The organism is Pedobacter africanus (assembly GCF_040548825.1).
Lineage (GTDB): Bacteria > Bacteroidota > Bacteroidia > Sphingobacteriales > Sphingobacteriaceae > Pedobacter > Pedobacter africanus_A.
Genome location: NZ_JBEPSL010000001.1, coordinates 1,928,357 through 1,954,098 on the forward strand (window position 1 = coordinate 1,928,357; position 25,742 = coordinate 1,954,098).

29 protein-coding genes and 1 pseudogene are annotated in these 25,742 nt (G+C 38.4%); 4 read left to right on the top strand and 26 right to left on the bottom strand.

Annotated features, from left to right (window positions below; all coding sequences use genetic code 11):
* Window positions 1-12: 12 nt before the first annotated feature.
* Complete coding sequence (locus ABIE26_RS07895) at window positions 13-897, bottom strand: YDG/SRA domain-containing protein (protein ID WP_310138189.1); 885 nt, start codon at window positions 895-897, stop codon at window positions 13-15.
* Between the two features lie 99 nt (window positions 898-996).
* Here ABIE26_RS07895 and ABIE26_RS07900 point away from each other — a divergent pair, with 99 nt between their 5' ends.
* The gene (locus ABIE26_RS07900) at window positions 997-2,058 is read left to right on the top strand and encodes an HNH endonuclease domain-containing protein (protein WP_310138187.1); all 1,062 of its coding nucleotides are present in this window, start codon (window positions 997-999) and stop codon (window positions 2,056-2,058) included.
* A 14-nt stretch (window positions 2,059-2,072) separates the two neighbouring features.
* On the opposite strand, the gene ABIE26_RS07905 is transcribed toward ABIE26_RS07900, so the two are convergent.
* The 15 genes from ABIE26_RS07905 to ABIE26_RS07975 all read right to left on the bottom strand — a co-directional run bounded on the left by ABIE26_RS07905 (window position 2,073) and on the right by ABIE26_RS07975 (window position 14,544).
* Window positions 2,073-3,974 (bottom strand): DUF2075 domain-containing protein, encoded by a 1,902-nt coding sequence (locus ABIE26_RS07905; protein ID WP_310138185.1) that lies wholly within the window; start codon window positions 3,972-3,974, stop codon window positions 2,073-2,075.
* Window positions 3,971-4,300 (bottom strand): nucleotide pyrophosphohydrolase, encoded by a 330-nt coding sequence (locus tag ABIE26_RS07910; RefSeq protein WP_310138183.1) that lies wholly within the window; start codon window positions 4,298-4,300, stop codon window positions 3,971-3,973. The genes ABIE26_RS07905 and ABIE26_RS07910 overlap by 4 nt, the downstream gene beginning before the upstream one ends.
* A gap of 157 nt (window positions 4,301-4,457) precedes the next feature.
* Complete coding sequence (locus ABIE26_RS07915; protein ID WP_310138182.1) at window positions 4,458-5,021, bottom strand: hypothetical protein; 564 nt, start codon at window positions 5,019-5,021, stop codon at window positions 4,458-4,460.
* Window positions 5,022-5,025: 4 nt separating this feature from the next.
* On the bottom strand, window positions 5,026-5,961 hold the full coding sequence (locus ABIE26_RS07920) for a hypothetical protein (RefSeq protein ID WP_310138181.1): 936 nt from the start codon (window positions 5,959-5,961) through the stop codon (window positions 5,026-5,028).
* Window positions 5,962-6,144: 183 nt separating this feature from the next.
* A complete protein-coding gene (locus tag ABIE26_RS07925; RefSeq protein WP_310138180.1) occupies window positions 6,145-7,212 on the bottom strand; it encodes a type I restriction endonuclease in 1,068 nt (355 codons plus the stop codon).
* A 33-nt stretch (window positions 7,213-7,245) separates the two neighbouring features.
* Window positions 7,246-7,593, bottom strand: coding sequence for a DUF5763 domain-containing protein (locus ABIE26_RS07930; protein ID WP_354375344.1), 348 nt, complete (start codon window positions 7,591-7,593; stop codon window positions 7,246-7,248).
* Between the two features lie 111 nt (window positions 7,594-7,704).
* A complete protein-coding gene (locus ABIE26_RS07935) occupies window positions 7,705-8,424 on the bottom strand; it encodes an endonuclease/exonuclease/phosphatase family protein (RefSeq protein ID WP_310138177.1) in 720 nt (239 codons plus the stop codon).
* 95 nt (window positions 8,425-8,519) lie between these two features.
* Window positions 8,520-9,440 carry a hypothetical protein gene (locus tag ABIE26_RS07940; protein ID WP_310138175.1) on the bottom strand — a complete coding sequence of 307 codons (921 nt, stop codon included), beginning with the start codon at window positions 9,438-9,440 and terminating at the stop codon, window positions 8,520-8,522.
* 2 nt (window positions 9,441-9,442) lie between these two features.
* Window positions 9,443-10,711, bottom strand: coding sequence for a hypothetical protein (locus tag ABIE26_RS07945; protein WP_310138172.1), 1,269 nt, complete (start codon window positions 10,709-10,711; stop codon window positions 9,443-9,445).
* Window positions 10,712-10,716: 5 nt separating this feature from the next.
* Window positions 10,717-11,115, bottom strand: a complete 399-nt coding sequence (locus ABIE26_RS07950; RefSeq protein WP_310138170.1) for a hypothetical protein — start codon at window positions 11,113-11,115, stop codon at window positions 10,717-10,719.
* Window positions 11,116-11,132: 17 nt separating this feature from the next.
* The gene (gene yidD, locus ABIE26_RS07955; protein WP_354375347.1) at window positions 11,133-11,414 is read right to left on the bottom strand and encodes a membrane protein insertion efficiency factor YidD; all 282 of its coding nucleotides are present in this window, start codon (window positions 11,412-11,414) and stop codon (window positions 11,133-11,135) included.
* The gene (locus ABIE26_RS07960; RefSeq protein ID WP_354375540.1) at window positions 11,386-11,736 is read right to left on the bottom strand and encodes a hypothetical protein; all 351 of its coding nucleotides are present in this window, start codon (window positions 11,734-11,736) and stop codon (window positions 11,386-11,388) included. Before ABIE26_RS07960 ends, yidD begins: the two co-directional genes overlap by 29 nt.
* Window positions 11,737-11,963: 227 nt before the next feature.
* Window positions 11,964-12,632, bottom strand: a complete 669-nt coding sequence (locus ABIE26_RS07965) for a response regulator (RefSeq protein WP_310138165.1) — start codon at window positions 12,630-12,632, stop codon at window positions 11,964-11,966.
* 5 nt (window positions 12,633-12,637) lie between these two features.
* A complete protein-coding gene (locus ABIE26_RS07970; protein WP_310138164.1) occupies window positions 12,638-14,323 on the bottom strand; it encodes a sensor histidine kinase in 1,686 nt (561 codons plus the stop codon).
* A 68-nt stretch (window positions 14,324-14,391) separates the two neighbouring features.
* Window positions 14,392-14,544: a hypothetical protein gene (locus ABIE26_RS07975; RefSeq protein ID WP_310138162.1), complete on the bottom strand. Its 153-nt coding sequence runs from the start codon at window positions 14,542-14,544 to the stop codon at window positions 14,392-14,394.
* Window positions 14,545-14,898: 354 nt separating this feature from the next.
* On the opposite strand from ABIE26_RS07975, the gene ABIE26_RS07980 reads away from it, so the two are divergent.
* Window positions 14,899-15,645 carry a hypothetical protein gene (locus tag ABIE26_RS07980; RefSeq protein WP_310138160.1) on the top strand — a complete coding sequence of 249 codons (747 nt, stop codon included), beginning with the start codon at window positions 14,899-14,901 and terminating at the stop codon, window positions 15,643-15,645.
* 402 nt (window positions 15,646-16,047) lie between these two features.
* Here the strand turns inward: ABIE26_RS07980 and ABIE26_RS07985 are convergent, their stop codons facing one another.
* The 6 genes from ABIE26_RS07985 to ABIE26_RS08010 form a co-directional block, all read right to left on the bottom strand.
* Window positions 16,048-16,227 (bottom strand): PLDc N-terminal domain-containing protein, encoded by a 180-nt coding sequence (locus tag ABIE26_RS07985; protein WP_354375350.1) that lies wholly within the window; start codon window positions 16,225-16,227, stop codon window positions 16,048-16,050.
* Between the two features lie 398 nt (window positions 16,228-16,625).
* Window positions 16,626-18,665, bottom strand: a complete 2,040-nt coding sequence (locus tag ABIE26_RS07990; protein WP_310138159.1) for an IPT/TIG domain-containing protein — start codon at window positions 18,663-18,665, stop codon at window positions 16,626-16,628.
* Between the two features lie 277 nt (window positions 18,666-18,942).
* Entirely contained in the window at window positions 18,943-19,365 is a 423-nt protein-coding gene (locus tag ABIE26_RS07995; RefSeq protein ID WP_310138156.1) for a hypothetical protein, read from the bottom strand.
* A 58-nt stretch (window positions 19,366-19,423) separates the two neighbouring features.
* Window positions 19,424-20,176: a suppressor of fused domain protein gene (locus ABIE26_RS08000; RefSeq protein WP_310138154.1), complete on the bottom strand. Its 753-nt coding sequence runs from the start codon at window positions 20,174-20,176 to the stop codon at window positions 19,424-19,426.
* Between the two features lie 147 nt (window positions 20,177-20,323).
* Window positions 20,324-20,947 carry a class I SAM-dependent methyltransferase gene (locus ABIE26_RS08005; RefSeq protein WP_310138152.1) on the bottom strand — a complete coding sequence of 208 codons (624 nt, stop codon included), beginning with the start codon at window positions 20,945-20,947 and terminating at the stop codon, window positions 20,324-20,326.
* 81 nt (window positions 20,948-21,028) lie between these two features.
* Entirely contained in the window at window positions 21,029-21,295 is a 267-nt protein-coding gene (locus ABIE26_RS08010) for a DUF1905 domain-containing protein (protein WP_310138150.1), read from the bottom strand.
* Between the two features lie 234 nt (window positions 21,296-21,529).
* Between ABIE26_RS08010 and ABIE26_RS08015 the strand changes: the two are divergent.
* Window positions 21,530-21,607: pseudogene (locus ABIE26_RS08015) on the top strand (Fic family protein); the annotation flags it as partial.
* 66 nt (window positions 21,608-21,673) lie between these two features.
* On the opposite strand, the gene ABIE26_RS08020 reads toward ABIE26_RS08015, so the two are convergent.
* From ABIE26_RS08020 to ABIE26_RS08035, 4 genes are all read right to left on the bottom strand, one after another.
* Complete coding sequence (locus ABIE26_RS08020) at window positions 21,674-22,630, bottom strand: hypothetical protein (RefSeq protein ID WP_310138149.1); 957 nt, start codon at window positions 22,628-22,630, stop codon at window positions 21,674-21,676.
* 4 nt (window positions 22,631-22,634) lie between these two features.
* The gene (locus tag ABIE26_RS08025) at window positions 22,635-22,988 is read right to left on the bottom strand and encodes a hypothetical protein (RefSeq protein WP_310138148.1); all 354 of its coding nucleotides are present in this window, start codon (window positions 22,986-22,988) and stop codon (window positions 22,635-22,637) included.
* A 93-nt stretch (window positions 22,989-23,081) separates the two neighbouring features.
* A complete protein-coding gene (locus ABIE26_RS08030; RefSeq protein ID WP_310138146.1) occupies window positions 23,082-24,071 on the bottom strand; it encodes a hypothetical protein in 990 nt (329 codons plus the stop codon).
* 39 nt (window positions 24,072-24,110) lie between these two features.
* Window positions 24,111-25,127: a ferritin-like domain-containing protein gene (locus tag ABIE26_RS08035; RefSeq protein WP_310138144.1), complete on the bottom strand. Its 1,017-nt coding sequence runs from the start codon at window positions 25,125-25,127 to the stop codon at window positions 24,111-24,113.
* Between the two features lie 213 nt (window positions 25,128-25,340).
* On the opposite strand from ABIE26_RS08035, the gene ABIE26_RS08040 reads away from it, so the two are divergent.
* Complete coding sequence (locus ABIE26_RS08040) at window positions 25,341-25,700, top strand: winged helix-turn-helix transcriptional regulator (protein ID WP_310138143.1); 360 nt, start codon at window positions 25,341-25,343, stop codon at window positions 25,698-25,700.
* Window positions 25,701-25,742 lie beyond the last annotated feature (42 nt).

Sequence of the window (25,742 nt, forward strand, 5' to 3'; positions counted from 1 at the left end):
ACGGCATTTTAGCTACCCGTTGATATTAAAAATGTGTTTATTATGGTACACTAAATTCTCAGTATCAATAGCGTGTCGTCCAGGCTTTATAAACAGCCTCCCCTCTACTCCAGATAAAGAATGATCTTCATTAATAGTAAAAGCTCCTTTATCAAACATTACATGATGATTTGGACAGAGACACAATAAATTATTTGACAAATCTTTTCCATTGTGCGGATTGCCTAATGGTCTGATATGTGCAGCTTCGGCATAACCGATACCGTTAAAAGAAATTCTGATACCACAGACTTGACAAGTATAATCATACACTTCTTTTATTTTTCTGGACAATTTAGTATCCCTCGCAATTCTCAATATAGTAGTAGGTATTCGCGAAGTTTCTGAAGCCCCGTAACTTTCCAACGATTCATTAATATCCAAGGGTAAGGGTGAAATAGACGATAGCTTTTCAAGGCGAAATCTACAAATACGAAAACCATCTTTTCCGATCTCATAAAAATGTTGAGTAACAAGGTATAAGCCGTCATATTTATATCCATTTGAAGGACTATACTTTGATTTGTGCCCGGCACCTCTAGTAATTCTCACCGGAAGTCCATGCATCTCGCTAATTAACAATCCCCGATTGCCAGAAGAATCCCAGGATTGATCCGCTACTTGCCGTTTGGTATTTGGATCATTTCCTCCATGGCCAGTATAAATTATTACATTTCCCAAATCCTCATCGTCCACATACCCACCGTTTAATACAATTGAAGAACTCCCATCTTTCTTATTTCCATCTATTCCAGCCTGCAGTGGCCTATGAATTCCAGCGGCTGCTAGTGCTTTGCGATCTTTAAATATCTGTCCTTCTCCTATTCCAATGATTTGTCCAAATTGTATTTCAGCCATATGCCGTTAAGATTTGAGTAGGTTAATAAATTTCTAAATTAACCAATATTTTGAAATGAAAATCAAATCTTTGTATAACTTAAACAAAATTTGTAGTACATGAATTCGCTCCCATCTAATCCTTCATTACCAATTAACCTACTTGGGTCTTGCTTTAACAACACCTCTGCCACCTATAAATTCTATTGGTTTATATCTTTAATTGAAGCAGTTGAAAATGGGCAATACCAGGTAAATAAACAGGTCTTATTTGCGAGAATGATAGCAAATGCCTGGTATACGATAAACTACTTTAATGTAAGCTTTGGTAAGCAGGATCAACTTCAACGGGCTGTTGAACAATTAATCTTAATAGAAAACTTAAGCATTGACACAAAAAAGCAACCAATTGTTGACAGGCTTATAACAAGTAATAATTCCACCACATATCGGTTGCTCAGGTATTTTGACAGCGAAGTTCCATATCGTTTTCTGAGTCCCTGGTTTCCTAATTCTAAAGGTCAAAAACGGGATATATATAGTTTATCTCAATCTTTTTCGAATAATACGCTTTATGCAGTTAATGAACAAAATGTTATTATCAACCCAAAATGGATTAATTATCTTTCCGAAAACAGTGGTATCTTAAAATCTTTTTGTTACTGGCATTTAAGCTTATATCTGCAAAAGCACAATCCAAACGTTCCTGACATCCCCAATAAATTGATTAAGCCACCGTTAAGAAACAGCTTAACAAAGCAGCGTAAAGATTTCTGGGATATTGTAATTCATCATAACGGAGCGGTAAACTGCATCTATAGCAAGAAACCACTTAATATTGGTGATTATGCAGTTGAACACTTTGTGCCTCATGCATTCGTTTCTCATGATCTGATATGGAACCTAATTCCTGCTGATAAAAGCTTTAATAGTACCAAATGCGATAAATTGCCCCATTTGGACAGATATTTTGAAGGCTATTTCAGTTTACAACAAAAGGCAATTCAGACTATTATTCAGCTTGATCGAAAAAACAAGTTTTTGGAGGATTATTTAACTTTTATTCCAACTCTAGACTTAGCGTATACCTCAAACACAAATGCACTAAAAGAGCTATTTAAAAATAATATCCAGCCGTTGATTACCATTGCGGCTAACAATGGGTTTGAGTTTATGAAATAAATATAATATATATTTTATTTCCTGATCCTACTCCTAAAATATCGTTCTGTCTCTTTGTCCATAAAATAAACATAACATGCACTCGAGGCTCTTCCCAAAAGTACCCTATATGTATTTTTTACAAGTCGAAGAAAATCGGCCCCTTTAACCTGGCTATCGTAACTATGTTCAGGAAAGCCCTCCCACTCTGCAGTATCAGGGTTATAGCGAAGGTCTTTGCCAAATATCACCCCCGAATAATCAAATTCAAATCCCTGGGCAGTATAAACACATCCAACCTGATCTATTCCACCATCGTCATAGGCCCAATACTGCGACTTTGGAATGCCTTTACGCATACCGGTAAGGCCGTCAGGTGCATTCCAGGGCCTGATATAATCACCTATAACTACATCATTCACTAACTCTTTATTCTCATCCAGCTGTTTAGACCATTGCCAACAGAATCCGGCACTTACCCTACCAGTATATCCCTGGGCTACTTTAGCACGGATTGTTGCTTCCAGAGTTTCTGCAGAATCCATAATAACAAATTTGAAGTTGGGCTCATCTATCCACTCGGTATGCGCTGTATTTCGAATCTTTAACATATGGTCTATCCAGTCGCTATATCTTTCTGAACCACCGTTACGAAACTGGGCTTGCAAGTCATGCTCATAAACTTTACACCCAGCAACTTCTGCTTGTTCTTTAATGAATGCTGCTGAACCAATTTCACCTTTACGAACTACCTGATCATCATCTATAAAAAAAACGGATACTTTTGCTGCATTAAGTAGGTCCTGAACCTGAAGCTTTCCTGTTGATTTAAAGGGATAACCCGTTTTTTCCCGGATCCGATGTGCTTCGTCCATCAACAAAACATCAATTTCATTAGACTGGGCTTCGCCATACGACATAAAATATTTTAACAGACTACTGGAATTTGCTCCAAGTATTTTACGGAGGGTCTCGGTAAATGCCTTGGATCCTGTAGCATAATGCGCATTCAATCCTAAGGCAGTAAGATCGGCCAGGAGTTGCAATCCTATTACTGATTTTCCTGTTCCAGCCCCTCCTTTAACAATAATAGCATGTTTTTGCTGGTGTTCAAGTCCCTTCTGAACCACGCTCATTACGGCATCATATACGATCAGCTGTTCGTCCAGTAAAATATAGTCACCCTGGGCTTTTACCTTACCAAATAGCTTTAGCTCCCCTTTAAGTTTCTTTTTAATTACAGTAGAAACCTGGTTTAAGAGTTTTTTCGAGGGCCTTAACCGGCTTTCTTCAATCTCGGCTAGTACCTGCATACCATCCCCATGCTTTACTCTGCCAGTAATAAATGCTGAAAGCTCCGTTCTATCTTCTGAAGTATAAACGGGAAACTTTGCTAAGGCCTTCTCGAACCGGGCATCTATGAGCACATCGTTTTTTGCATAAGTATAGTTGTGCAGATAACTGCAGGCTGATAATGTGATGGGGTCTTTACCTTCATAAAACACGGTGCTATTATCTTGAAGATAGTACATATAATTCCCGACCTGAACACTCGGATGTAATACCGGGCGATTCCCACCGCCTACCCAGGTTACAACGTAATCACTGTCGTAGTCGGTAAAACCGCACTTATCCCATTGTTTTAACTCGATTATAACAGCATTCTTTTTCTGTGCTTCATCTAGTCCACAAATAACTACATCTATTCTTTTGCCACTTAGTGGCAATTTATACTCAATCATTACCCCTTGATCTTTGAGATCTGCACGCTCCATAATATCTGACAGACGAAATAAAGAATTACGCCAAGACATAATTTCATTCTGGGAAGGATAAAAGCCAAATTGCTTAAAAAATTCTTGTTTTAATAGATCGGCAATCTGATTGTTCACATTAAGGGCTATGAAATTTGCCGATGATCCTGCATATAACCTCATAGCTCGTTATATTTAGTCGCCGTGCCCTTGGCTTTGTCTACGGGATATTTTTCACCGTTCCTGGCAATTTTCTCCAAAAGGATTTCTTTCACATCAAAACCGTACTTTTCGGCCAATAAAAAGGCGTATGCCAGTACGTCGGCCAATTCTTCTTTAACTTTTTCAGGCTTTGCCTGCTCATGGCTTTTCCATAGAAATGCTTCCAATAGCTCCCCCGCTTCGATATTTAAAGCCAAAGCTAGATCTTTAGGATTATGAAATTGTTCCCAGTCTCTTTCATTCCGGAATTCAATCAGTTTTGCAGTGATTTCTTCAATATCTTTCATAAGGCAACCAGTAATTTAGAGCTAAGACTTAATTATCGGTAAATATGCTGAAAATATGGAATAATATCCAGAAAATTGAAGTTCTAACTAAACAAACAGCTAAGGAAACTATTATAGAAATATAGTATAACTTAATTACGCCGTCGATTTTTACATATTAAGGTTTGTTGATTTCCTTTATTTTTAATCGTTCGGTATTTCGACAAGACAGTGCCCAGAAAAAGAGTCCAACAGCCGCAAAGGTACTACCGACAACGATTAAAACAATTTCGTACCATCTGAACTGACTAGCATGCCCTTGAAGTATTTTAATTCTTCCTTTATTGAAATCCAAAATTATTTTTTTAATTTGAATATTTTGAACTTTTGCCTCTAGCCCATTCGGAATAGAACTGGCTTCGTCTTTTAATTTGTTTATTTGTTTAGTTAATTGTTCTTTTACTGCTGGGGTTTTGCTAATTTCCCTTTGTCGTTGTAAACGCTTAATTCCCAAAATTGTTAATGAATCAGATTTATTAGCGTCGTGGCATTGTTTTTCGACATCATTTATTTCTTTGTTAAGAAGCGAAACCTCTTTGTTAAAAGCATTTATTTCTAATTCAAGGCTTTGTTTCTTTTGAAGTGGATAAACAAACGCAAATAAAACCATCATAACTCCACCTACAAAAAGAAATTTGAATAAATTATCATTTCCAGCAAATAAACTATTCAAATCAAACATAATCTTACTTTAAATTTTTAATTTCTTCTTTTTTAACATGCAAATCTTCCATACTCTTCTCTATCTTCTTGATTGTTGGAGTTTGAACCTCCAGAAACTCCTTAAGCTTCGGATTATTCTGAGATAGCAAAGTGTTATCAGGAGCACAACCAGACAAAACCCCAACAATAGTTGCTAAGATAATCAATGTCTTCCCTGAAGGGAGTTTTAATTCAATCTTTCCTGGTGACTGTAAATTTAGTCTAATTGATGTACCAGCAACATCCTCATTTAGATCGAAATGTTTATTAATTTCATTTGCCAATTTTTTCAGGGACTGAATTAAAGTCAAAAGTGAATCTACGTTTATATCATCTGTAGTTAGAATTTCAAGAACGTAATGTGCATACCCCTGCTTAAGATATAAGTTATTTGTAACGTTATCAATATAATTTTGATAAGGTTTAATATCACTTATGGCATGTCTTGTATTTTTAATTTTGTAAAATATGGGATCTAAGCTGTCTACGTTTTTAACTTCCATCCATTTGACTTTTCTCCTCTTATAATAATTACATTTAAAAGAAAGATTGCTATCAGTAAAAATTTCATCATCTACAATTGTTCCAAACGCATATTGAGTAGAATTTTCACTTGGAATAATAATGAAATCGCCTTTTTTAAAATTCTTAAAAATAAATAATTTGTTTAAGGTGGATGTAATTCTAGACTTATCTCTCGTAGCAAAAGGGTCTAATTTTTCAACTTTTGCAATTTTATTTTTTAAAGAACCAACATCAGACTTATTTAAGTCATTTAACGTTATTTCATTCCACCCAATTCCAATAAAGTCATTTTCAACAAATGTGTTAAAATTCTCCCCAGAGTCGGTACGTACAAACCAATATCCCTTCTCTTCTTCTACTTCCTCTATACTATTAATTAATTGTTCAAAAATCATATTCTTAATGTTTTGTTTTATTTCAGCTTTAAACTCTATTTATAAATATTTTTATCTTAACCTTTGACATAATTGTAGTTTCTATTATACCGCAGAAGCATATAATTGACTAGAAACAAAATTATGTTTTATAAAAAACACTCCAATTGTGAACATTAGAGCTTCTTTCACTCTAAAATTATATTATTTCTTCTCCAATTTATCTATTGTATTCTTTAACATATCTGCATGATTATAAATATCATCGACACTATTTATTTCCTGCCTTACTTCTTTCTTATTGTCATCTAGCACCACCAAATACTTCTTATTTCCGAGATATAACCGGCATATGGTTTTACGGTTATTATCATCCAGTAATATGGCAAAGTAGGTTTGAGCATCCCTATGTACTATCCGTTTTGGGTCAACCTGCTCACGTAAAATGGACTTTACAATAAAGAATCCCTCGATCTCCTCCTCCGTTGTCACAACGCCGTTTTCATTGGCCATAACAGGCTCACTGGTCACTTTAACTTCGCTTTCAGTACTGTTCGCTTCTTCTTTACCTAAAGCCGTTTTTAGTCGGTCGGTTATAGCATCATTTAATACCTGGTTTGAAGATCTTTTCACCAGTTCGGTAAACTGTGATAGTATTTTTTCTGTAAGCTTGCCCTGATAAACCTGACTGGCGAAATGCTTTACAAATACTGCAGACGGGTTTCTTAGCTCTGAAGTAATCAGGCTTTTAAGCTCATTGGTATATTTCAGATCTGAAGCTGTGTTGGAGATATTTTCTACGTCAAAATAAGACTTGTGGAATTTCTTAAGTTCTTCAATCTGGGCCTCTTTGATCTCTGTGATGTTAAATTCAAAGAAAGGCTTCTCATCCATTTTGTTTGTATCGTTCAGATCTGTATAAAAACGGTAAATAAGGCCATTGGTAAGCAAGCTGAATTTCGCTTTACAAACATGAAAATACCTGAACAATTGTGAATTATGAGGGTCTAACTTTTCAAGATGATGCTTACACTCGATTATAATGATAGGCTCGCCATCTTTCATGATTGCATAATCTACCTTCTCCCCTTTTTTGATGCCCAGATCGGCAACAAATTCAGGGTTTACTTCAAACGGGTCGAAAACATCGTAGCCAAGCAATTGGATAAACGGCATCACAAGTGCATTCTTTGTGGCTTCTTCTGTTTGAATTTGGCCCTTCATTTTTTCAACCCTCGATGCCAGTTGTGAAATCTGATCTTTAAAGTCCATACGTTTATTTGGTTTGTGATTAAAATTTAGAATCTATTTATGCTGCCAGCAGTATCCACCCCCTGTAACCATTCGTTTGCACCTGGCCCCTTTTTTAGTTACTCCCTTACATTGCGAGCTGCTCGAAACACCCCTTTTTATAGCTGGACCGGAGAAGAGAGAATTTTTAGAACCACCCGCTGGGTTTGGGGCACAAACACTGCAATTACCGCCCCCGGCGTTACAATACTTACAATACCTGCAGCTACTACAGGCATAGCAACTTTTACTTCCAGTACACGTTGCTACATGTGAGTCAGACACCTCAGTTTCTTTAAATGCAGAAACATTGGTAAAAGAGAGTATGCTACAGAGTACTACTAGTGAAGTAAGATTTTTCATGACTGAAAGCGTTTTCGTTAGTTTGGTTAATTCAAAGTTTATTATTTTATTCCGATATACCAAAATGTTTGAAAATATTTTATTTAATAATTCAATAAATTAATGCAACACTCATTCAATTTCGGCGAATATTGGAATATGGTCAGAAATCAGTCGTGCTGATTTAATGTTATCAAACGCATGAAAAAATTCAATAAAGCCCTTCTTCAAAATTTTAATCTGGCCTGTATGGCAAAAAATGTTATCAAATTCGGACGCGAGACAATCTCGTTGAATACATTTTTGTCGTAGGGTAGTCTTTCGACCCACTAAAATTGGTCTATAACCTAATTTTTTTAAAGGATTAAAAACACTGTGAGATTGAGGAAGATTGAAGTCTCCACAAAATACCAGGTTATCCTTTGGATATAGCCCCGGAAAGAATTTAAAATACTTCACTTCCGTTTCGGGATGTTTTGATTTAGAAATAGAATGATAATTTACTATAGTAAATAGCTTGTCTTTAGCACTAAATCTGCAAAAGAATGGTTCTCTATCTATTTCTAACGCGTAGTCTGATGACAACCAGGGATCACCCCTCTTCTTTACTTTACTGGTCTGCCATAAAAATGCATATCGTTCAGTACTCATTGAAGAACTTGATGTAGGTTGGCTAATCACGTAGTCCCACTTGCTCCCCATCCGGTTCAATTGATCTGCAAGCCGTGCAACAGCTTTGGAACCGGCAGAACCAGACACAACCTCCTGAACAGCAACAACATCGAATTTCTTTACGATGTTAGCGATAAAATAAACCTCACTATCGCTCTTTGATTTTCCAAAGTCTTTCAAGTTCCATGAGCAAATAGAAATGCTTTGGCAGTAACAGTTGATTGATACAAGGCAGGTTATTAGAGATGCGTATCTCTTCAGTAAAGACAAAACCATTATTTAATCCCACTAATATACTTTTGAATAACCGCTTCCAAATTAGACGGTAGATCGGCCGGAATTGGTTTCATCACTGGACTCTTAACTTTCATTTCCTGAAGCCATTTAACCCAATATTCACCAATTACATCTCCCTCAAAGGGATTTCCCTTAGCTGGATTTATGCCTAACACAACTACCTCCAGGGCTGTAAGATTATCATTTGCTTTTACAAATCCGTAGTCATTCTCTTTCATCACCTCTTTATAATTTGAAGTATTCAGCTTTAACGATTTGATATACTCGGGAGTGAGATAAGAACTTCTAGGGCCCTCAATAAATTTAGAGTCGCGATGAAAAACATAACCGTCTGTCAAAATGAACAATATGTTTCTGTGATCCGGTTTAATACAATAATCGTTAACTTTATTCTTGAAAAAGCCCCATATATCCGATCCGATGTATTTGTTGTCTTTGATAGCAAGTTTATAAATTTCATTTGAAGCTGAACCGTATTGCTTAGATATCTTTAAAATGCCTTCCTTGGTGGTGTTGTCTTTAGTAAATGAAAGTTTTAGCTTTTGGGCTAAATTATTAATCTCTGGGTTTAATGGCTCTGGTTCAAAATAAATCTGGATGTGATCATTATCCTGCCTGATAGGTTTAGATCTCAGGTGGTTTTCAAATCCCCTGCTGATAGCTTCAATATAACCTAAGTCTCTTTTGAAAAATTCCATTCCCGGATTGGTATTTTTTACCGGGTCTATACGGTCAGAAAGGTCCAAAAGAATGCTGATGTTTAAATTGTCCTTCCTCTTGGCCTGTGATTTCACCGCATTACTTTCGAAACTGTTTTTTTTCTCATTTTCACTCATGCAGCCAGCGAAAAAAAACGTTGCTGATATAACTACAAGCAACCAAATGGCATTATATTTCATGGTTAAGATATTTTTGAGTAAACAACGTTTTGAAAATTTGGATTAATCAGATTGAGGTTCCGGAGGTGTTCTGTGGCAATGGATTCACACTGTTCCAGTATTTCATTTTGCCTGTGTTGCGGCAAGGCAATTTCAGAAGCAACAGCCTGAAACCATCCTTCTTTATACTGCGCATGGTACAAAAGATATTGCCTTATGTTAAATACAAATCCATCAATGGTGGCCTGTAACTCAGAAATCTTACCAGTAATTTCCACATTCTTTTTTTTCAGATTGTCTATCTCTCCGGTCACTTCGTTTTTAGTCACCTCTAAAGCTTTTATCTCTTCAAGCTTTGTTTTAATATGGCCCCTTATCTTGTCAAGGTTTTCATGCTCTTTCATAGTGATATCAAAAACTAATCCCCAAATAATATACACTACAAACCCGGCAAAGATGATCATCCAAAATTCAGCTTCCCCTAATGCTATGTTTAAGTTATATGGGGCCGAATCCGGAGTTTTATTGAATTCATATATCTTTTTTTCAATCTGATAGGCCAGCAGCCCATCAAATAAAAAAGTAGTAATAAACAAAGCAATCATCCGGAAGATATTTTTAATCCCCTTTCCTTTTTGGATCATGTGGATTACGTACCCCAGCCCCAAAAAGACTGTCGGAATAGTAAAAATCAAAACTCCCTCAAGCCACCCCGCTTTCATGGCATTACTAAAGGCTTGTGCATCAAATATAGCCGCCGTAAGACTGTCGTTCGAAAAATCTTTGAAGAACGCAGAATAAGTAGCAGAAATATAAAAAACAAATAAATAGAGGGTAATGGGAATAAGCAAAAGCAGGCCAATATAAAACTGTGCTTTCGGGCGTTTTGAAGTTTCTACGCCATATTTCTCGGGATGATGCTTTACATCCTCAATTTCATTTGTGGCAGCGTTAATTTTCTCGACAAGCTGTTGTTTCTTTTCTTCGAAAATTGAAATAGCAGCTTCAGTATTTTTAAGTTCACTGTTTTTTCTTGCTTTTTCGTCAATGTAAGGCTGTTTCAATTTTGCCTGCTGAACTTCCTGATCCCTGCACTGTTGCTCAAAGCTCTCATATACGTTCTGCAGACAAGCCCTAAAGTTTATTGGTGCTCCCATCGCCTTTATCGCTGCACCATAGCCACTCTGATAGTAAGTTATCCGTATTCTCTGATCTTCAGCTTCTTCAGTTACCGAAACACTGAGCTCAGGTTCTTCACTCTTTTTAGTGATAAATAATCTCTTAATTTCCATAGCGTTTAATTTATAGATTGAAGTACTTCTTGTAATTCTTTTTCCTTTTTTGCACAGTCTATGAGATAATCACATATGCCGGCAATATTTTCATCTAAAAACTCAAAGGTTTTGCAGTACTTCTTTAGCAAATTATATTCATCTTCTGTTACCTCCTGATCTACCCAAATCATAATAGCAAGGTCATATAAATACTCTATCCTCTTCTCAACAGAGCCAGGGACTTCCATTTTTTTGATCGGATTGGTCAGAATACTGTTTAGATGCTCTGTATTTACACCCCTTTGTTCGGCAAACTTGTAGAGTTGCTTCATTTCAAGTACATCAAAATCTTCGTTCGAACAGGCCATTTGGTATAATCTTAAAAAATGACTCTGCAGCTCAGTGCTTATTGTGGTCTCCATGTTTTTTTTAGCTTTTATTACTTAATAAATCGTTCTGAAATTTCCCCTTCCGGGATCACCTGGCCGTTAGGCAAGATCATTGAAACCGTAGATTCTATAGGATCCTCGAACACTTGAAAACCAGAACGACAGTTCATAAATCTGAATCTGAGGGCCCGAAGGCCCTCAAAAAAACCCTCCTTTGTTGTCTTGCGATATACATAATGAGAACAACTGGTTCTGAAAATACAAGGTCTTCTTTTCGCTTTTGGTATAAGCTTCCAATAGATCTTAATCGTGAGTAGAAACAACACTCTCATTATCAGACTCTTTACTAAAAACAACCATTTGATACGATGCCATATACCCTGGTTTTCCCCCTACTCCAAAACACCCTGGATCGGGTTGTACATAAGTGGAAACACTTTCCAGTCTTATATATTTCCAACCTTCATTACTATAATGCATTATTAACCTACCTAATTGTTCAGCAACAACTGCTGTGGATTGTTTTCTCTGATCCAGCGTTGCAGTGAATGGTACTACTTTATATTCCATGATTTTACAATAATTAGCTGGTGTGACAACTTTTTGAACAGTAGTAGCAGCCGTTAGATTTGAAATAATGTTTTTTAGCTTCAACAACGGCACTATGACAGGTATAGAATTCTCCTAAGTAGAGCCTATTTTCTGCTGTTGGAAGACGGTAGCAATCCTCATCATGAACCTCATGATCGCCATTGCTTTGTGTTTGTTTGTTTACGTAATACTTTCGCATAATATAAAATTTTAGTTTTAACTATGATTCGAAAGTAGGCAGATGGATGATGGTTTTATTACGGGAAACCGTAATACGAATATTATTTATATCAAATAATATTATTGTCTTTGCAGTAAGCAATCAACTGCCCAGTATTCGACACCCCAAGAGCGTTTTTTATGAGACTTAGCCTCTTTTCAATGCTACTTAAGCTTGCCGATTTAACATTGCTGGCTTGAAGATATAATGAAATTTCCATCTGGGTTTTCCCTTCAACTATTAAACTAATAATTGTTACATCAAGGCTTGTAAAGCTAAAGGAGTTGGTCTCAGTTCGATTCTGCTTAATCTGCCCTGATAAAAAGATTTTTCCGTTAAAAATTGCTTCGATTGCCAATTTTAGATCCTTGATATCCCTCCTTGCCTTACGCACGTAAGCATGGACTCCCAAGTCTTTAATTAAAGGAGTGATGATTTCAGATTTACTTTCGACAGTAAATACTAGAATTTTTATATCCGGCTGGATGTCTTTGACAGCTTTAATAAGTGTTGCACCATCAGAAATATCTTGCGGACTGCCATCCTCTTCAAAAGAAAGATCGGTAATCATCAAATCATAAGGCTTGTCAACACTTAATCCTTTTTTAATCCTTGAAAGTGCATGATCACAATAAGCTACATAGTCCACTTCCTTAACCCCAAGTTCTTCCAGGGTGTTTTTTAGAGAACTACTAGAGTTCTCATGATCCTCTGCAATTAGTACGCGTTTAAACATCATATTTTTCAGGTTACAGGGAATGAAATCTGAATTTTCAAGCCCCTTTCTTTATTAGCCTCAAAAATAATGTCCCCACCAATACCCTGAATACGGTTTCCCGTATTGGTCAACCCATTTTTGAAATTTGGTGCCCCCTTAATGCCAATTCCATCGTCTGTATAATGAATGTTTACTTGATTCCCTTTCTGTTCAAACTTCAGTACTACCGTGCTTGCGGTACTATGTTTATCCATATTAACCATCAGTTCCTGAAGAACATGTTCAATTTCATGTTTCGCCTGTACACTCACCTGGCCCCACAGTTCCTCTTCATTCCCAACCAGTAAAACCCTTCTGCTATCTGCACTAAACGATACCATTAAATCATTAATTTTTTCTGCAAAATTAGTTTGAACAACAGGACTTCGGTCATATGTAATGTCGCGCGACTGCTCATACAAAATTTCTATTTTATCGAGAATATGGTCTTTATCCAACTCCTTTTTATTCTCAATTTCAGACATCACTGTATACAACCCATTTGCAACTACATCATGTACCTTTTTGTGGATCTTCAATTCATTCTCCCGAATAGCGGCCTCCGCTTCCAAAGCTAATTTTTGTTTTCTTTTCTTATACCAAAGCCATGCAATAACACCTATAGCAATAAACAGTAAAAACGCCCCTATTAAGCGCGTTTTGTGCTTGATGATCTCATATTTCTTTTCAGCATTGTCTTTTTGCAGCCGCAAATTGTCCGTTTTATTTTTCTCGGTTTCATATCTGATTATTGCAAACTGGTTTTTAGAAGCGTTCCGGTCAGTTTCAAGGCTATCTTGCAGTTTTCTGTAGGTTTCAAAATATTGCCTTAATTGTCTGGGCCCGCTTAATTTAATCAGCCGTTCAAGTGCATATACCTCGTCGTCGGCGCTTTTTAAGTTCTTTGCTACAATGAGCATCTTATGGGCATAATATAAAGCAGAGTCTGGCTTGCTGTTCAGGTAAAAATCTGTAAGATGCGCAAAGCTTGCATTTTGTCCCCATAGGTCATTTTCTTGCTCTCTGATATGTAATGCTTTTATAAAATCCGGCACAGGATTATAAGAAGAATCTTCGAGCCATTTGGTCTTGGCATGGTTGGACAGTATCCTGGAGAAAGTTATCGGGTTCTCTTTTATACTTTTTGAAGCAAGCAGCTGCTTAAAATATTTAAGCGACTTGGTATACGCTTGCTGATCAGTTAAATTGATGGCCAGGTTGTTAAAGTAAATGTTTTTCGAGGCTTCTTCCTGGGTAAATTCTATTGACTTGAGGTAAAATTGGGTAGACTGCTCATAGTTCTTTAAGCGATTGGCCGTTTTACCCAAATTATTATAATTGGAAGAGAGTACTTCCCTTTGATCTTGTATATCAGGGTTCAGATATTTGATGGCAGAAAGAGATAGTTCCTGGCTTCCGAAAAAATCGCCCTTACCACCACTTATGATAGCCATGTTTATGAGACATTTGGCAACCTTAACACTGTCGCCATCTTTTAAACATCTTTCCTTGGCTTTATTAAAGTAAATGAAACTACTATCTGAGCTGTTCTTTGCTAAAAAATCATAAGCCCGCAGGTAATATGGATTTTCAGAAGAAATCTTCTTTTCAGTCTTGTCCTGATGGCAAGAAAGGATCAGCAATGAGAGAAGAGTCGTTATGTATGCTTTCAATGTCTTTTAAGGTTTCTCTAAAATAAAAAAATACGGGCAAAAACTGCCCGTATTTTAATTTTAAATTATTAGGGTTTAGGCGGATTATCACCTGCTTCCCCTCCTGGGCCATCATCATAGGTTGTATAAGTGGTGTCTCCTTTGCATTTTTTATCTGCATTTGTACCTGATTGTGATGGACATACCAGTCCTATTAGAATCCAGAATATTAAACTGAACATAACTCAAAAATTTTAGAATGAAATACTTTGTAGTCCCCGCGAACCATATCGCGGGGTTACTACGTTGCATTCCAGAAGCGCTTCTGAAATTTTTGGGAAGTGTGAGGTTCCATTGCGGGAGGCAGTAACTGCTTCCCAAACCGGCTAATACCTACCGCAACTTTCTCTCTTTTTTGAAATCTGTTTGTACATGGGCCTCAGTAGCTAGCCAAGGTTCCGACTGATTTCGAAAGCAAATGTATAGCGACCAAAAGCCCTGATTTGCATATGGTTCCGAAGATTCCGAAAAATCCTACAGAATTCCGGAAAACCGTAACCAGATTCCGGAAATTCCTTTTACTTTTATTATATATTATGAGGGTAATTCAATTTAGCGAGTACAAAAAACACGTAATCCTTGCCTATCGACGATTACGGGATAACGGCGATTTGCCCGCCCATTTGAAACGGCCGACACCAGCAGGACTGAAAAAAGAGTGTCTTTTTGTTTTGGCTGATAAGAATAGATATTCAGAAAAAGATATTGATATACTGAGATCTTTTTTCGGACCTAAGAATGACTTAAATGAATATAGTCTAGCAATTAAAAAATTTGGTGCTGATAAATGCAAACCATTAAGTAATTTTTTAAAAAAACTGGAGGGTAACACAGATGACAAGAATATAGAACTTCTTGCCTTAATAATAAATTTTAAACCACGTCCGTTCATTTATGGAGTAACGGCTATAGACGACGATACCTCACACGCGGGAAACATTAAGCTTGGAAATGAGCATGATGAGTCCGAGCCGAAAATTGGCATTCGGCCAGTAGACCAGCAAGATGCTCCTCAAATAGGTGATCATAAGAAGGCAAAAAGAAATTTAATACCACGAAAGCTCGCTACATCAATTACAACACTTACTCTTGTCTTAGTAATCGGAGGAACCTATTTTTATCAAGGTCAGAACAGAGCCTACATATGTGATCGTGGTACTGGAAAAAAATATCACCTTAGTAATAAATGCCCTTCATTAAAAAAATGCAACAATAGCTTTGTCTCGACAACCATAGCCGAAGCAGAAAAAAATGGCAAAACACTTTGCGATTGGGAAAAGTAAAATCATTGCAGTATGGGAATTCCTTTCGGCAACACTGCTATCTGATGCGCTGCATGGTATAAATTATCCAAATTTTGATTTTTCATTTTATAGTTAAATCTTTACAACGCCTAGATGTAACTATGACTGATATTCTCTCAATTATATTTGGCCGGTGGTTGCTTGGAGCCATTGGTTACTGCTTAAGAAAACTCTCTTATTTTACCCTAAATATATTTGGGATAAAGAATAGCTTGCGCAAGGGACGTAAAAAATCAAAAGCAATAATTTTCGACGACTATCAAAATATAATTACCGGTTTTACTGCAATTTTAATTTTGATTATTATAGTTACGATTCTGAAGTTATTCAAATAGTATCCCAGCCCGATCGTTGTATCATAGAAGGCCGTTATAAGTAATGTCAATCTCTCACCCTAAAAGTAGACCTTAAGTAAAGGGAAGTGCCAAGTACCGGCATACAGGCTATGATAATTATCCAAACGGTTTTCTCGAAACGAGTTAATAATCTGTTCTTAACGGCATGGGTTATGCCGTAAATCATGTAAGCAAGTAGTAATATGCTAAGAATAATATACCACATATAAATCTAAGTCAATAATATTTAATAGCATAATCAACAATCATTTTAATTTTTCGATCTCGGTTTTCAGGTCAATCCTAGGATCCTTAACCAGTAATGCACCAATTCTTTCATATATGGCATTTCTGTTGTTGTTGATCACAATTTCGGTGGGAAATACTTACCGCCAAACTCAGTATTCATATCCCAGCTTAATTTAAATTTCAGTTCCCTTTCTGTTTTGTCTGTTGCGGTTATACATTTTAAAACGTCATAACTTAATTTATTGATGGTTTTCAGGGATTGTCCTGTAACCTGCACAGCCTTTCTCCATTATGGATCAGTTTTCTGATGATCAGATATTCCTGTGGTATGGAGTTAACATATCATTTTTAGCATTATTGTGTTTCTCAAAAACTCTAATTCCCCTGCCCCAACAATACAGGCAGGTCAATCATAAATAGGGTGTTGATTCCCGTGGAACTGTTACCACCTCCTACAAACGCTCTGCCACCAACAACAAACGAATAGCCTCTTTCAATTTGCGTAGGCGCTCCAACTGGCTGCGGGCCAATTCTATCTGGCAAACTTTCCCAGCGATCAGCCGCTACATCATATCTGAAACAGTCTTGCTCCCCACCAATCATAGAAAGCCCCGTAGCTACAAAGCCATAACCGCCATAGGTAAAAGCTGTAGTTTCAAGCCTTGGATGTGGAAAATCTGCCAGCTTAGTCCAACTCCGGGTAGCTGGATGATAACTATAAAACTGCTTCATTCCTGTATTGGTTGCCCCACAAGCGATGTAAGCCTTGTCGCCGATCACAAACGAGGAAGGCCCTTTTCTTTCTCCATTTCCGAATTCAGTTGGATAATCCGTCTCCTTTGTCCAGGTATTGTTAATGGTGTTATACTTATAGAAACTATTGTCTGGTATAATAAATGAGCCCAAACCATTATTAAATCCCATTCCCAAATACACATTATCGCCAATAGCGAACATTGTACCACGCAACCTTACAGTAGCCGGATAATCTGCCTTTTTCGTCCACCGATTTTCTGAAGGTTCATATTGCCATAAGCTGTTAACCACACCGCCGGTATATACATAGGCCCTACCTCCCGCCGTCGCAACACAGGGTGCAGAGACTTCATTGTTGAAGGGAATATCAAATCGCTGCCATGACAGTGCGTTAGCATCAAACTTCCATAAATACAGCTTGTTATCTAAAAAATCTAATGAATGAGCCATCACATAGGGTACATTATTAAGCATAAAGACACTGGAATTAGTATAACCGCGAAAAGGTTTGCCATATCCAACAAGTATCCATTTTTCTGACAAGGCCAGATCTTGCGGATAACTTACCTCGTAGTCTAACAGCTTTAACACAACACGTGCAGTTCTTTTTGGATAAGGAGCAAAGGGAATTCTCATCCTCAATTCTGAACTGTTTCCACCAAGTATAGTAGCAGCATTATTTTCAAACGTAACACCGTTCCTGGACACCTGAGGATGAAAGTACTTTCCTTTCAGAATAATCTCCTGATAGGACATGCCAGTGCCCGGAACCACCGTCAGCTCTGGCTTACGAATCACGAACGGCTCTTCTCCCGAAGCTACCTGTAGCTGCGCAGCTACTGTAAGTGTGGTTCTGCTGAGCTCAATATCGTCGGGAACAACTACCCTTAGCTTCGTCTTGCTGAAACTGGCCACCTTAGCTAAGGCATTGCCGAACCTGACCACATTGCCTTCCGAAAATCTGCTGAAATTCTCACCATTGATCGTAACTGTATCCCTGAAGGTACCTACAGCCGTAAAATGGGAAATCTTTGGTGCATTAAGTACAAAATCCTGGCTGATAGTGTCTATCCTACCATTGTTATGCAAAGTCACCACAGGATTCATTTCCTTCAGATCAGCCGGTACAATGACCGTCATCAATGAATCGGTCCTGGTAACCACCGCTGCTGTACGTTCTCCGAACTTCACACTTACAAAACTTTCGGCAAACTGTCTTCCCCTCAAGGTCAGGGTATCGCCCAGGATTCCCTTTAGCGGATAAAGGGAATCGATCCGTATAGGCCGATCACCTTTCCATACAAAAGATTTTACATTATAGTACCTGCGGCTAAAGTTGCTCTTAACCGAATAGGGTGTAACATAATATAATGAATCGTTCGCCAGTCCATATCCTACCGTCACAGTCAGCTCTCCCACCGTCAATGCAGGGCCCTGTCTAAACGATTTGGCCAAAACCACCTTTGTTCTGAAAGTACTGTCCTTACCAATAAGGAAACCATATTCTATCAATGAATCAGGTACTCTGTTAACTTTTAAATTCAGGGTCAGGCCATTATCTTTCGAGGTTAAGGCCTGCTCCAATCTTAAATCAGGAACGGTAGCTGCCGGATCCACAGGAACAGGTTCACTATCTTTCTTACAGGTTATCAAAAGCATGCTGGACAACAGTATACAGCTGATCAATATTAACGGAGATCGGTGGAGTTTCATTTAGATGAGATTGAATTGCGTGCCCAAAGATATAATTAATCTAGTATCATGAGAAACTGATATATTTTCACCAGTAAGTGTTTCGTCTACCCAATGATTCCTGTCTTCGCCCAGATATTTTAGTTAAAGTCTATTTTGCTACCTCTGCCTCACAAACCAATACATTCTCCGCTTCCAATTCTCCCACATCAAACAAGCTGCTTTGATAAATTAAGAAATAATCTTAATATTTTACCACCTTCAATATCACCGGGGATTCATCCAGAATAAAATAGGTGCTTCCATCTTGTATTTTTACATAAAACTGCACAAGACTACTTTTAAAGTTTGATTGTTCTGTGATTGTTACATACTTTTTAGTTGCAGAATAATTCCACGAAATATCTTCGAGGGGCATACTGTTCTTTTCTATAGGAACGTTGTCCATTGGAATTTTGAACTTTCCCTTACCACCAGTATCAAACCTAAACAATGATTTGAGCAAGTTTGGTTTTAAAAAATTAAATGCCTTCTTTTCCTGGGCACTGGCATTTTTTGGCAATGTGGCCTCTACCACTTTCCAACGGCCAATTAAAAAAGAAGCATTTTGTTGTGTTTTAGCACTTAGGCATAACACCAGGAAGGCAAAGGTGATCAGGTATTTCATGCCATGAAGATATAAAATGTTATTGATAACGGTTTTGACATCTTGTGCCCGTAGCTGACTAAAAAAGTCCCAGAAATTTCTTCCTTACACAAGTATTCGCCCTATTGACATCGATAATGTTGCTAACCCTGAATTGCTCAAACTTATCTAATAATGCATCTGATCCCTTCCTAAGCTTATAATCCATTTCCTCTTTGTAAATAGGATACAAGGAATAAAAGTTAATGACTTTGCTGTCGTCAATTTTTAACTGTGCGAATTCTGATGGCAGACAAATTGAAGGAAATATGAACATACACCCGAGCTTTGTATTTTCTGCAAAGGGTTCTGCCCCTTCCCCATTTGGAAAGGTATGACGGGGTCCAATCCAGCTATCGTATTCATGTGGAAATCTGGCAATATGTTTTAACCACCTTACCGGCCAGTAGGTATTCTGGTCACTAAATACCTTTTCCATAAGTTCGTAAGATTCGCCATTAATATTCCAGCTGGCAGGCAACAACACAAACAATTCAGCAAAAGCCAAGTCCTCTGCCCCTTCAGGAACATTCATGGGCTTGTCGCTCATTCCGCTGGTTACCAGCACATGATAAGGACGCTCTGCACTTGGCTTTACCCAATGTACATCAATATGTACCTTATCAGACACCACCTCATGAAAAACAGATTCAATAGGGCCTATGTATTTCTCGATATGGTTCGAAATGGCTTCTATATTATCACCATCTCCTATTGCCGGTTCAAAGCCTTTGGGGATATGATCTTCATATCTGTGAATTTGGCTGCCGCCTGAAGTTATTTCATCACTCATAAAATAATTTTAAAATCGCCTGCGTATTCTACCGTTAAAAGAAAAAGGATTTTTGAACATGCGTTAATTGAGTTGGTTGTTTGGTTAACTCAAATTTTAGGAATTTATTCCGATAAAACAATGTTTCAGGAGAAAGAAATACATTCTTCAGGATGATATCGTTTTACGCACACACCAGGTAGTCATACTTCTCATGTTTTGAACATTAGTGGTTTTGATGGGTTCGTGAAGCGCTCCGCCAATTTTTTTGGTAAGTCTGAGCAGCATCTCCTGGTTTACAAGGAAGCGTTCCGATCCATCGGGAAGGATATACCTGCCGTTTCCGATAAAACTGACCAATGATTCGATCCCTATTTCAGAAGCAAGCCTGCAGAAAAAATATCCCCCGGGCTTGAGCACCCTCCACATAGAATTTAGCATGGCTTCAAAATGACTAAGGTTTTCTGCAAAATGTAAAACCGCACTGCTGATGACAAGATCGAAATGCTCATTTTCAAACGGTAGTTGCTCAACTGACGCTACTTTAAAGTTCTCTTGCGGATCAACCTGGGAAAATGAACCTGCAAGGGCTCTTAGCTTAGCGATGGCTTCCGGGTTTTGATCTACGCCAAAAACATTTGCCCCGCTTTTTAACAGGTAAAGTAAATTTCTGCCTGTTCCGCAACCAGCATCTAATATCATGTTACAATCGTTATAAGTGCCTTTAAGTATCTGGTCAAATAAGTAAATGTCAATATTTCCGAAACTATCCTGAAGGTGTTGCTTTTTCATCTCCGGGCAAAGATAGTACAAGGCAGCCTATTAATGATAAGTTGAATAACAGACATGAAAATAAAGAGAAGACTCCCTGGATCATATCCGTTCTTTCAGGATAATGGTAACCGTATCGCCCACATCTTTGCCAATTATTTTGCGCAGTTCGGCTTTTATGGGGAGCTTGTGCGTACCATCGCCAAGTGCCATGAACGAACTTTGGAACGGGTGCCCATCAACAGTGGCCCGCACCTTCACCAGCCCCCTGGTGCCAAAAAATGCGACAGAATCAGGCCATATCAGGTAAGTCCAGCCCCCTTTGTTAGGACTTTTTACTAGTGTTGCAGTGAATTGTTTATTTAACATGCTCTTAGTATCAGTATCATGGTTACGAAGTTATTTCATTTTGCTGCAACCGGGATGGATGAATGCGTCAATTAAAGGGTGTTTTACGACAATAAGAAAAAGACAAACTTTAATGCGGAGAATAAGTACAATAATATCCGCAAAATTGCGGATATTAAAAAGATTGGCCTTCCTTAACCTGGGATACCGAAAGAATACTCGCCCGTTTAGCTGAAGTAAGGCCCGGTATTAAAGGCTGCAATAGCACATCTATGGTTTGTCACAATACACCCATTTGACGACGGCAATGGCCGTGTAATACGGGCGGGTTAAACTTAGCTATGTCCCTTTTTCTACATAATGTTTTTTCTTTGAAAAAATATGCTAAAGGCCGCGCTGCTAAAAAGAAAAACCAGCAACCACATTAAATGTAGTTCGTTCTCCCCTGCTCTTTGTGGAAGCAGCTGTATTATACCAATCTATAACCTGCACCTGTAAGCCTGCAACAATTTCTGATGGAGCACCCGATTTGGTGAAGTAAAGGCCTGCAGCAGGATTCCATTGCGGCTTCCTACCCTCCTGCATTGACCATCTGGCATGAAGTAGTACCTGGTATTGTGTAAACAATCTTGGCCCAAAGTCAGCATTGATGTTCATATAACTCACAGAATTGCGATATTCTGAAAGCTGATAAGCCGAGGTCTTGTCCTTTTGTACCGTTCTGATGTTTCCTGAAACAGGATCGGTAACGGTAGAGCTATTTGAAATATCTACCGCTTTAAGATCGCCGGTATTGTTCTTTTGCCCACCATTAACTGCTAAACCTATCACCAAAGGTATTTTTTCGGTTAGTTTACCGTTAAAACTCCCACCTAAAGTTGCTTTGTAGCCCATCCTGTTTTTATCGTAAACCTGTTTATCAAAGCCCAGATCAGGATTATAAAGCTTAAACTGACTAAAGATCATATCCATGCCAACATAATATTGAAATAGTGAGTTGTATGGGACAGTCTTATCGTCAATATCCTGAAAATAAAATACACCTACGCTTCCGTCATACTGGAATTCGCCATTTTTGGCAATAGATGCAAGCCCATTTTTCCCTTTTGCCTTAAAATTGACACCAATATAGTTGGGATTTTTTAAACTCCCTTCGTTCAATTTTTTTAAGTTTTTTAAGGTAATACCATACGAGGCTGAGATACTCTCTTCCTTAGCATTTATGCTTACTACTCCTCCTGCGCCAACAGGGAGCGCGGTCTCGCCCTTAGTGTCCTGAACAACCGTAGTTTGAGAAAACGCATCTGCATTAATCAATAAGACAGATACCGCGATGATCCATTTAATTGTTTTCATAAAATTAAAAGTCAATTAGTTCAGCCCCTTTTTCAATTGATACATTCATTCCAAGTGCAGGATCAGATCCTGTTGCCCCGCTAAGTTCAAGAACAACTTTATTGGTTTCTGAATTGGTCAGTGTAAATGCCCAATCGGTTCCCATTACCGCATGAACATTAAGCTGATAATCCAGATAACCTGTTACATTAAGGGCGATTTTGTTGTTGATCCATTCTTTTCTTGCAGTATTTTTAGGTGCAAGACCAATTGGCGTTGCAGACGGATTGTTCTGATCAGGAACGTTTTCCAGGTAAATGTAAGTGTTGTTGACCGCACCGACGCCAACAAGTTTAGCTTTCAATTTAAGAATTGCCATAATAAAGAGCTTAGATGATTTATAATTTGTTTAACCTATTTTTTTAATATTTTATTTCAGGGGACCAGTAACAAAGTCCATATATTTCAACAGTTAGCCCAGAGCCCCCCACTCTTTAGCCCTTCTTACCATTTCTGCAACCAGCATGGCCTTATCTGCATGCTGATATTTTGCTGCAACCCTTGAAAACAGATCCGGGTCATCGTTACTAAAGTCCGAAATAGGCATTCTGTCACCTTCAGGCCGTTCATCATCTGTACGCAACAAACCATCGGCAATTATACCGAGCTGCCAGGCACGGGCCAGGTTAATGTCTATTTCCTCTACACCTGGATCATTAAGGGTAGCTACCAGGTAGGGAACCCAATTAAACCAATCCAAAATACCATTCATTCTGTGCTCTGGTAATGCCATTGACTGCGGATCTTCTGGCAGCAGGCTTCCTCCAAACTTCCATAGAGAATCAAAAATATTCTCCTGAAGATCACCATAATATTCCCGGATCAATCTACGCTGGTGATGGCGGATATAGGAATAGCTTTCAATCACTTTTTTATTAGCCAGAAATGTTGGCCACCTGGAAGGATCTTCACCGGTAATTTCTGAAGCAATCCATTCCTCAAATGCTTTGCCGTGCATGGTAATAACATGGGGTAAGGTTTCACTACTTGCAAGCCCCGGCAGAAAAAAGATATCTATTGCGCGCCAATACTCAACGTGTTTATCGTCGCCAACAGTAGTTGCCTTGGATTTGGTGAACTCCATAACTTTGTAGTTCTGGGCGCTGCCCTGTTCCGGACAGCCATCGGCAATCCACCGTTGGAGAATAGCCAGATCTTCATCCTTTGCCCTTGCCAGGCTAAAATAAGCAGAGATCATTTTATTGCCTTCTTTTCCCTTTTGCAGCCCTGATAAAATATGCGATTCTCCGGGATTACCGGGCACAAAAAGCGGTAAATTGTGTACCCGGGTGTTTACGAGCTCCTCGCGGTTTTTTCCTCGCCAGAATGCATTGTGAAATGGCATTGCGCGTTCGCCAAGAACGCGCTCCAGAACATCTTGTACTTGTTGTAATCCAATCATAACATAGTTTTTAGCGTTTTATATTTAGATTTTTAAAGGTTAAGCTGGTGTATAGGTAAAGGTTGGACCGGCAAACAGGTTTTGACCGATTTGGATTTCGCCCAGAGCTATGGCTTCGGCTTTGAGTTGCTGCATTATTCCAACAGAGCCCATTATGCTCATTGGGCTTCCGTTAAAAGTTTTATGCAGTGTTTGCAGCAAACTTGTATAGGTTCTGTTAAACTGCTGGTTTGCGTCCATTGCTGGTGTGCCCAGATAGCTAGCCGGCTTAGGGTTTACCATAAGGGGTTTAATATTATCTTCATCAAAAGGTATCTCCTCTCCAGCATAGGCAAATGGTGGTTCGCCTTGTTGGGGCACAAGCTCCCTGCCATAATAAGCAGCGGCAAACATATAATAATGAGCTGGCTTTTCAAGCGCATTTAATGGTGTAGAGCTGGTTCCTTCACCCTGTTCAACAATCAGCTCTATGGCAGCAATTGCTGATGCCAAGTCAGTTACCTTTTTAAGGCCAGGCAGCCCTACACCCAACTGACGCGATGGTTTACCAACAAATATATTCTCCTGGGCAGACGATGCCACCAGCTGTTCTTTTATAGCCTGATAGAACAAGCCTATCGTCCTTGGCTTGGTAAGCTTAAGCTCGAACAGTTTTTTTACCGGGTAAGAAAGTGGTGTTTCTGGTTTTTCTATCTCCATAAACACGTCATGAATAAGTTTTTTAGATACGGGTGCCAGCGGAACATCAATAGCCCCACTTACACCAGGCAGCGGGCCGGGATAGGATGGTATAAATTCAGGGTGATTTAGAGATGGCTGGCCACCTATTGCATTTAACAGGTTACAAGCCAGTGCCAAATGCAGCATTTCCTCCAGCACAATAGAGAGAATGATTTTTGAAAGCCGCTGGTTTGTTCCTGGCCGGATAGAATAAAGCGCGTATAGGTATGGAGGCAGTGTGGCGTGCTCCAGTTCAACTGCAGTTTGCAATGCAGATTTTAATCCATCCACTCCTTCAGCAATTGGCTCAGCAATCTGAGAGTATAATTTGATCATTTTGTAGTTTGGTTAATTCAAATATAAACGCACAGCTTAGAATAATTGAGCTTTACAGTAGTTCATTTTATTCATCTTTGATAGTGCAGCACAATCGGTTACTTCATGCTTTACTAAATATAACTATGCAAATGCTATTTTAGCATTTTATTACGCGAACGCTACGATTTCTTACGTGAATGGAGTTGCTGGCTACGTTAATTATATGTCCAGATGATGAATGAGTTTACATACGACAACAGAGTATACTACAACCCGATAGAGTTTGCAATGGCATATATTGGAGGCACCTGGAAAATTCCAATTTTGCTATCGCTTAGGCAGGGCCCGGTACGCTATGGGGATTTGAAAAAAGCCATCCCCCACATTTCAGACAAAATGTTGTTTACCCAATTGCGGGAACTGGAAAGCAAAAATATGCTCACCAAACATACATTTACAGAGAAACCTCCACGAGTGGAATATCAATTAACAGAAAAAGCTCAAAATGCCTTTCCTGTAATAGATCTGCTGGAAGCATACGGCATTTTTTTGATGAAAGAAGCACAGCCGCCTTTACCTACAAAAAAGTAGGTAAAAAGGCACTTTAATTTCAATCATTTAGTTTTGCAGCAC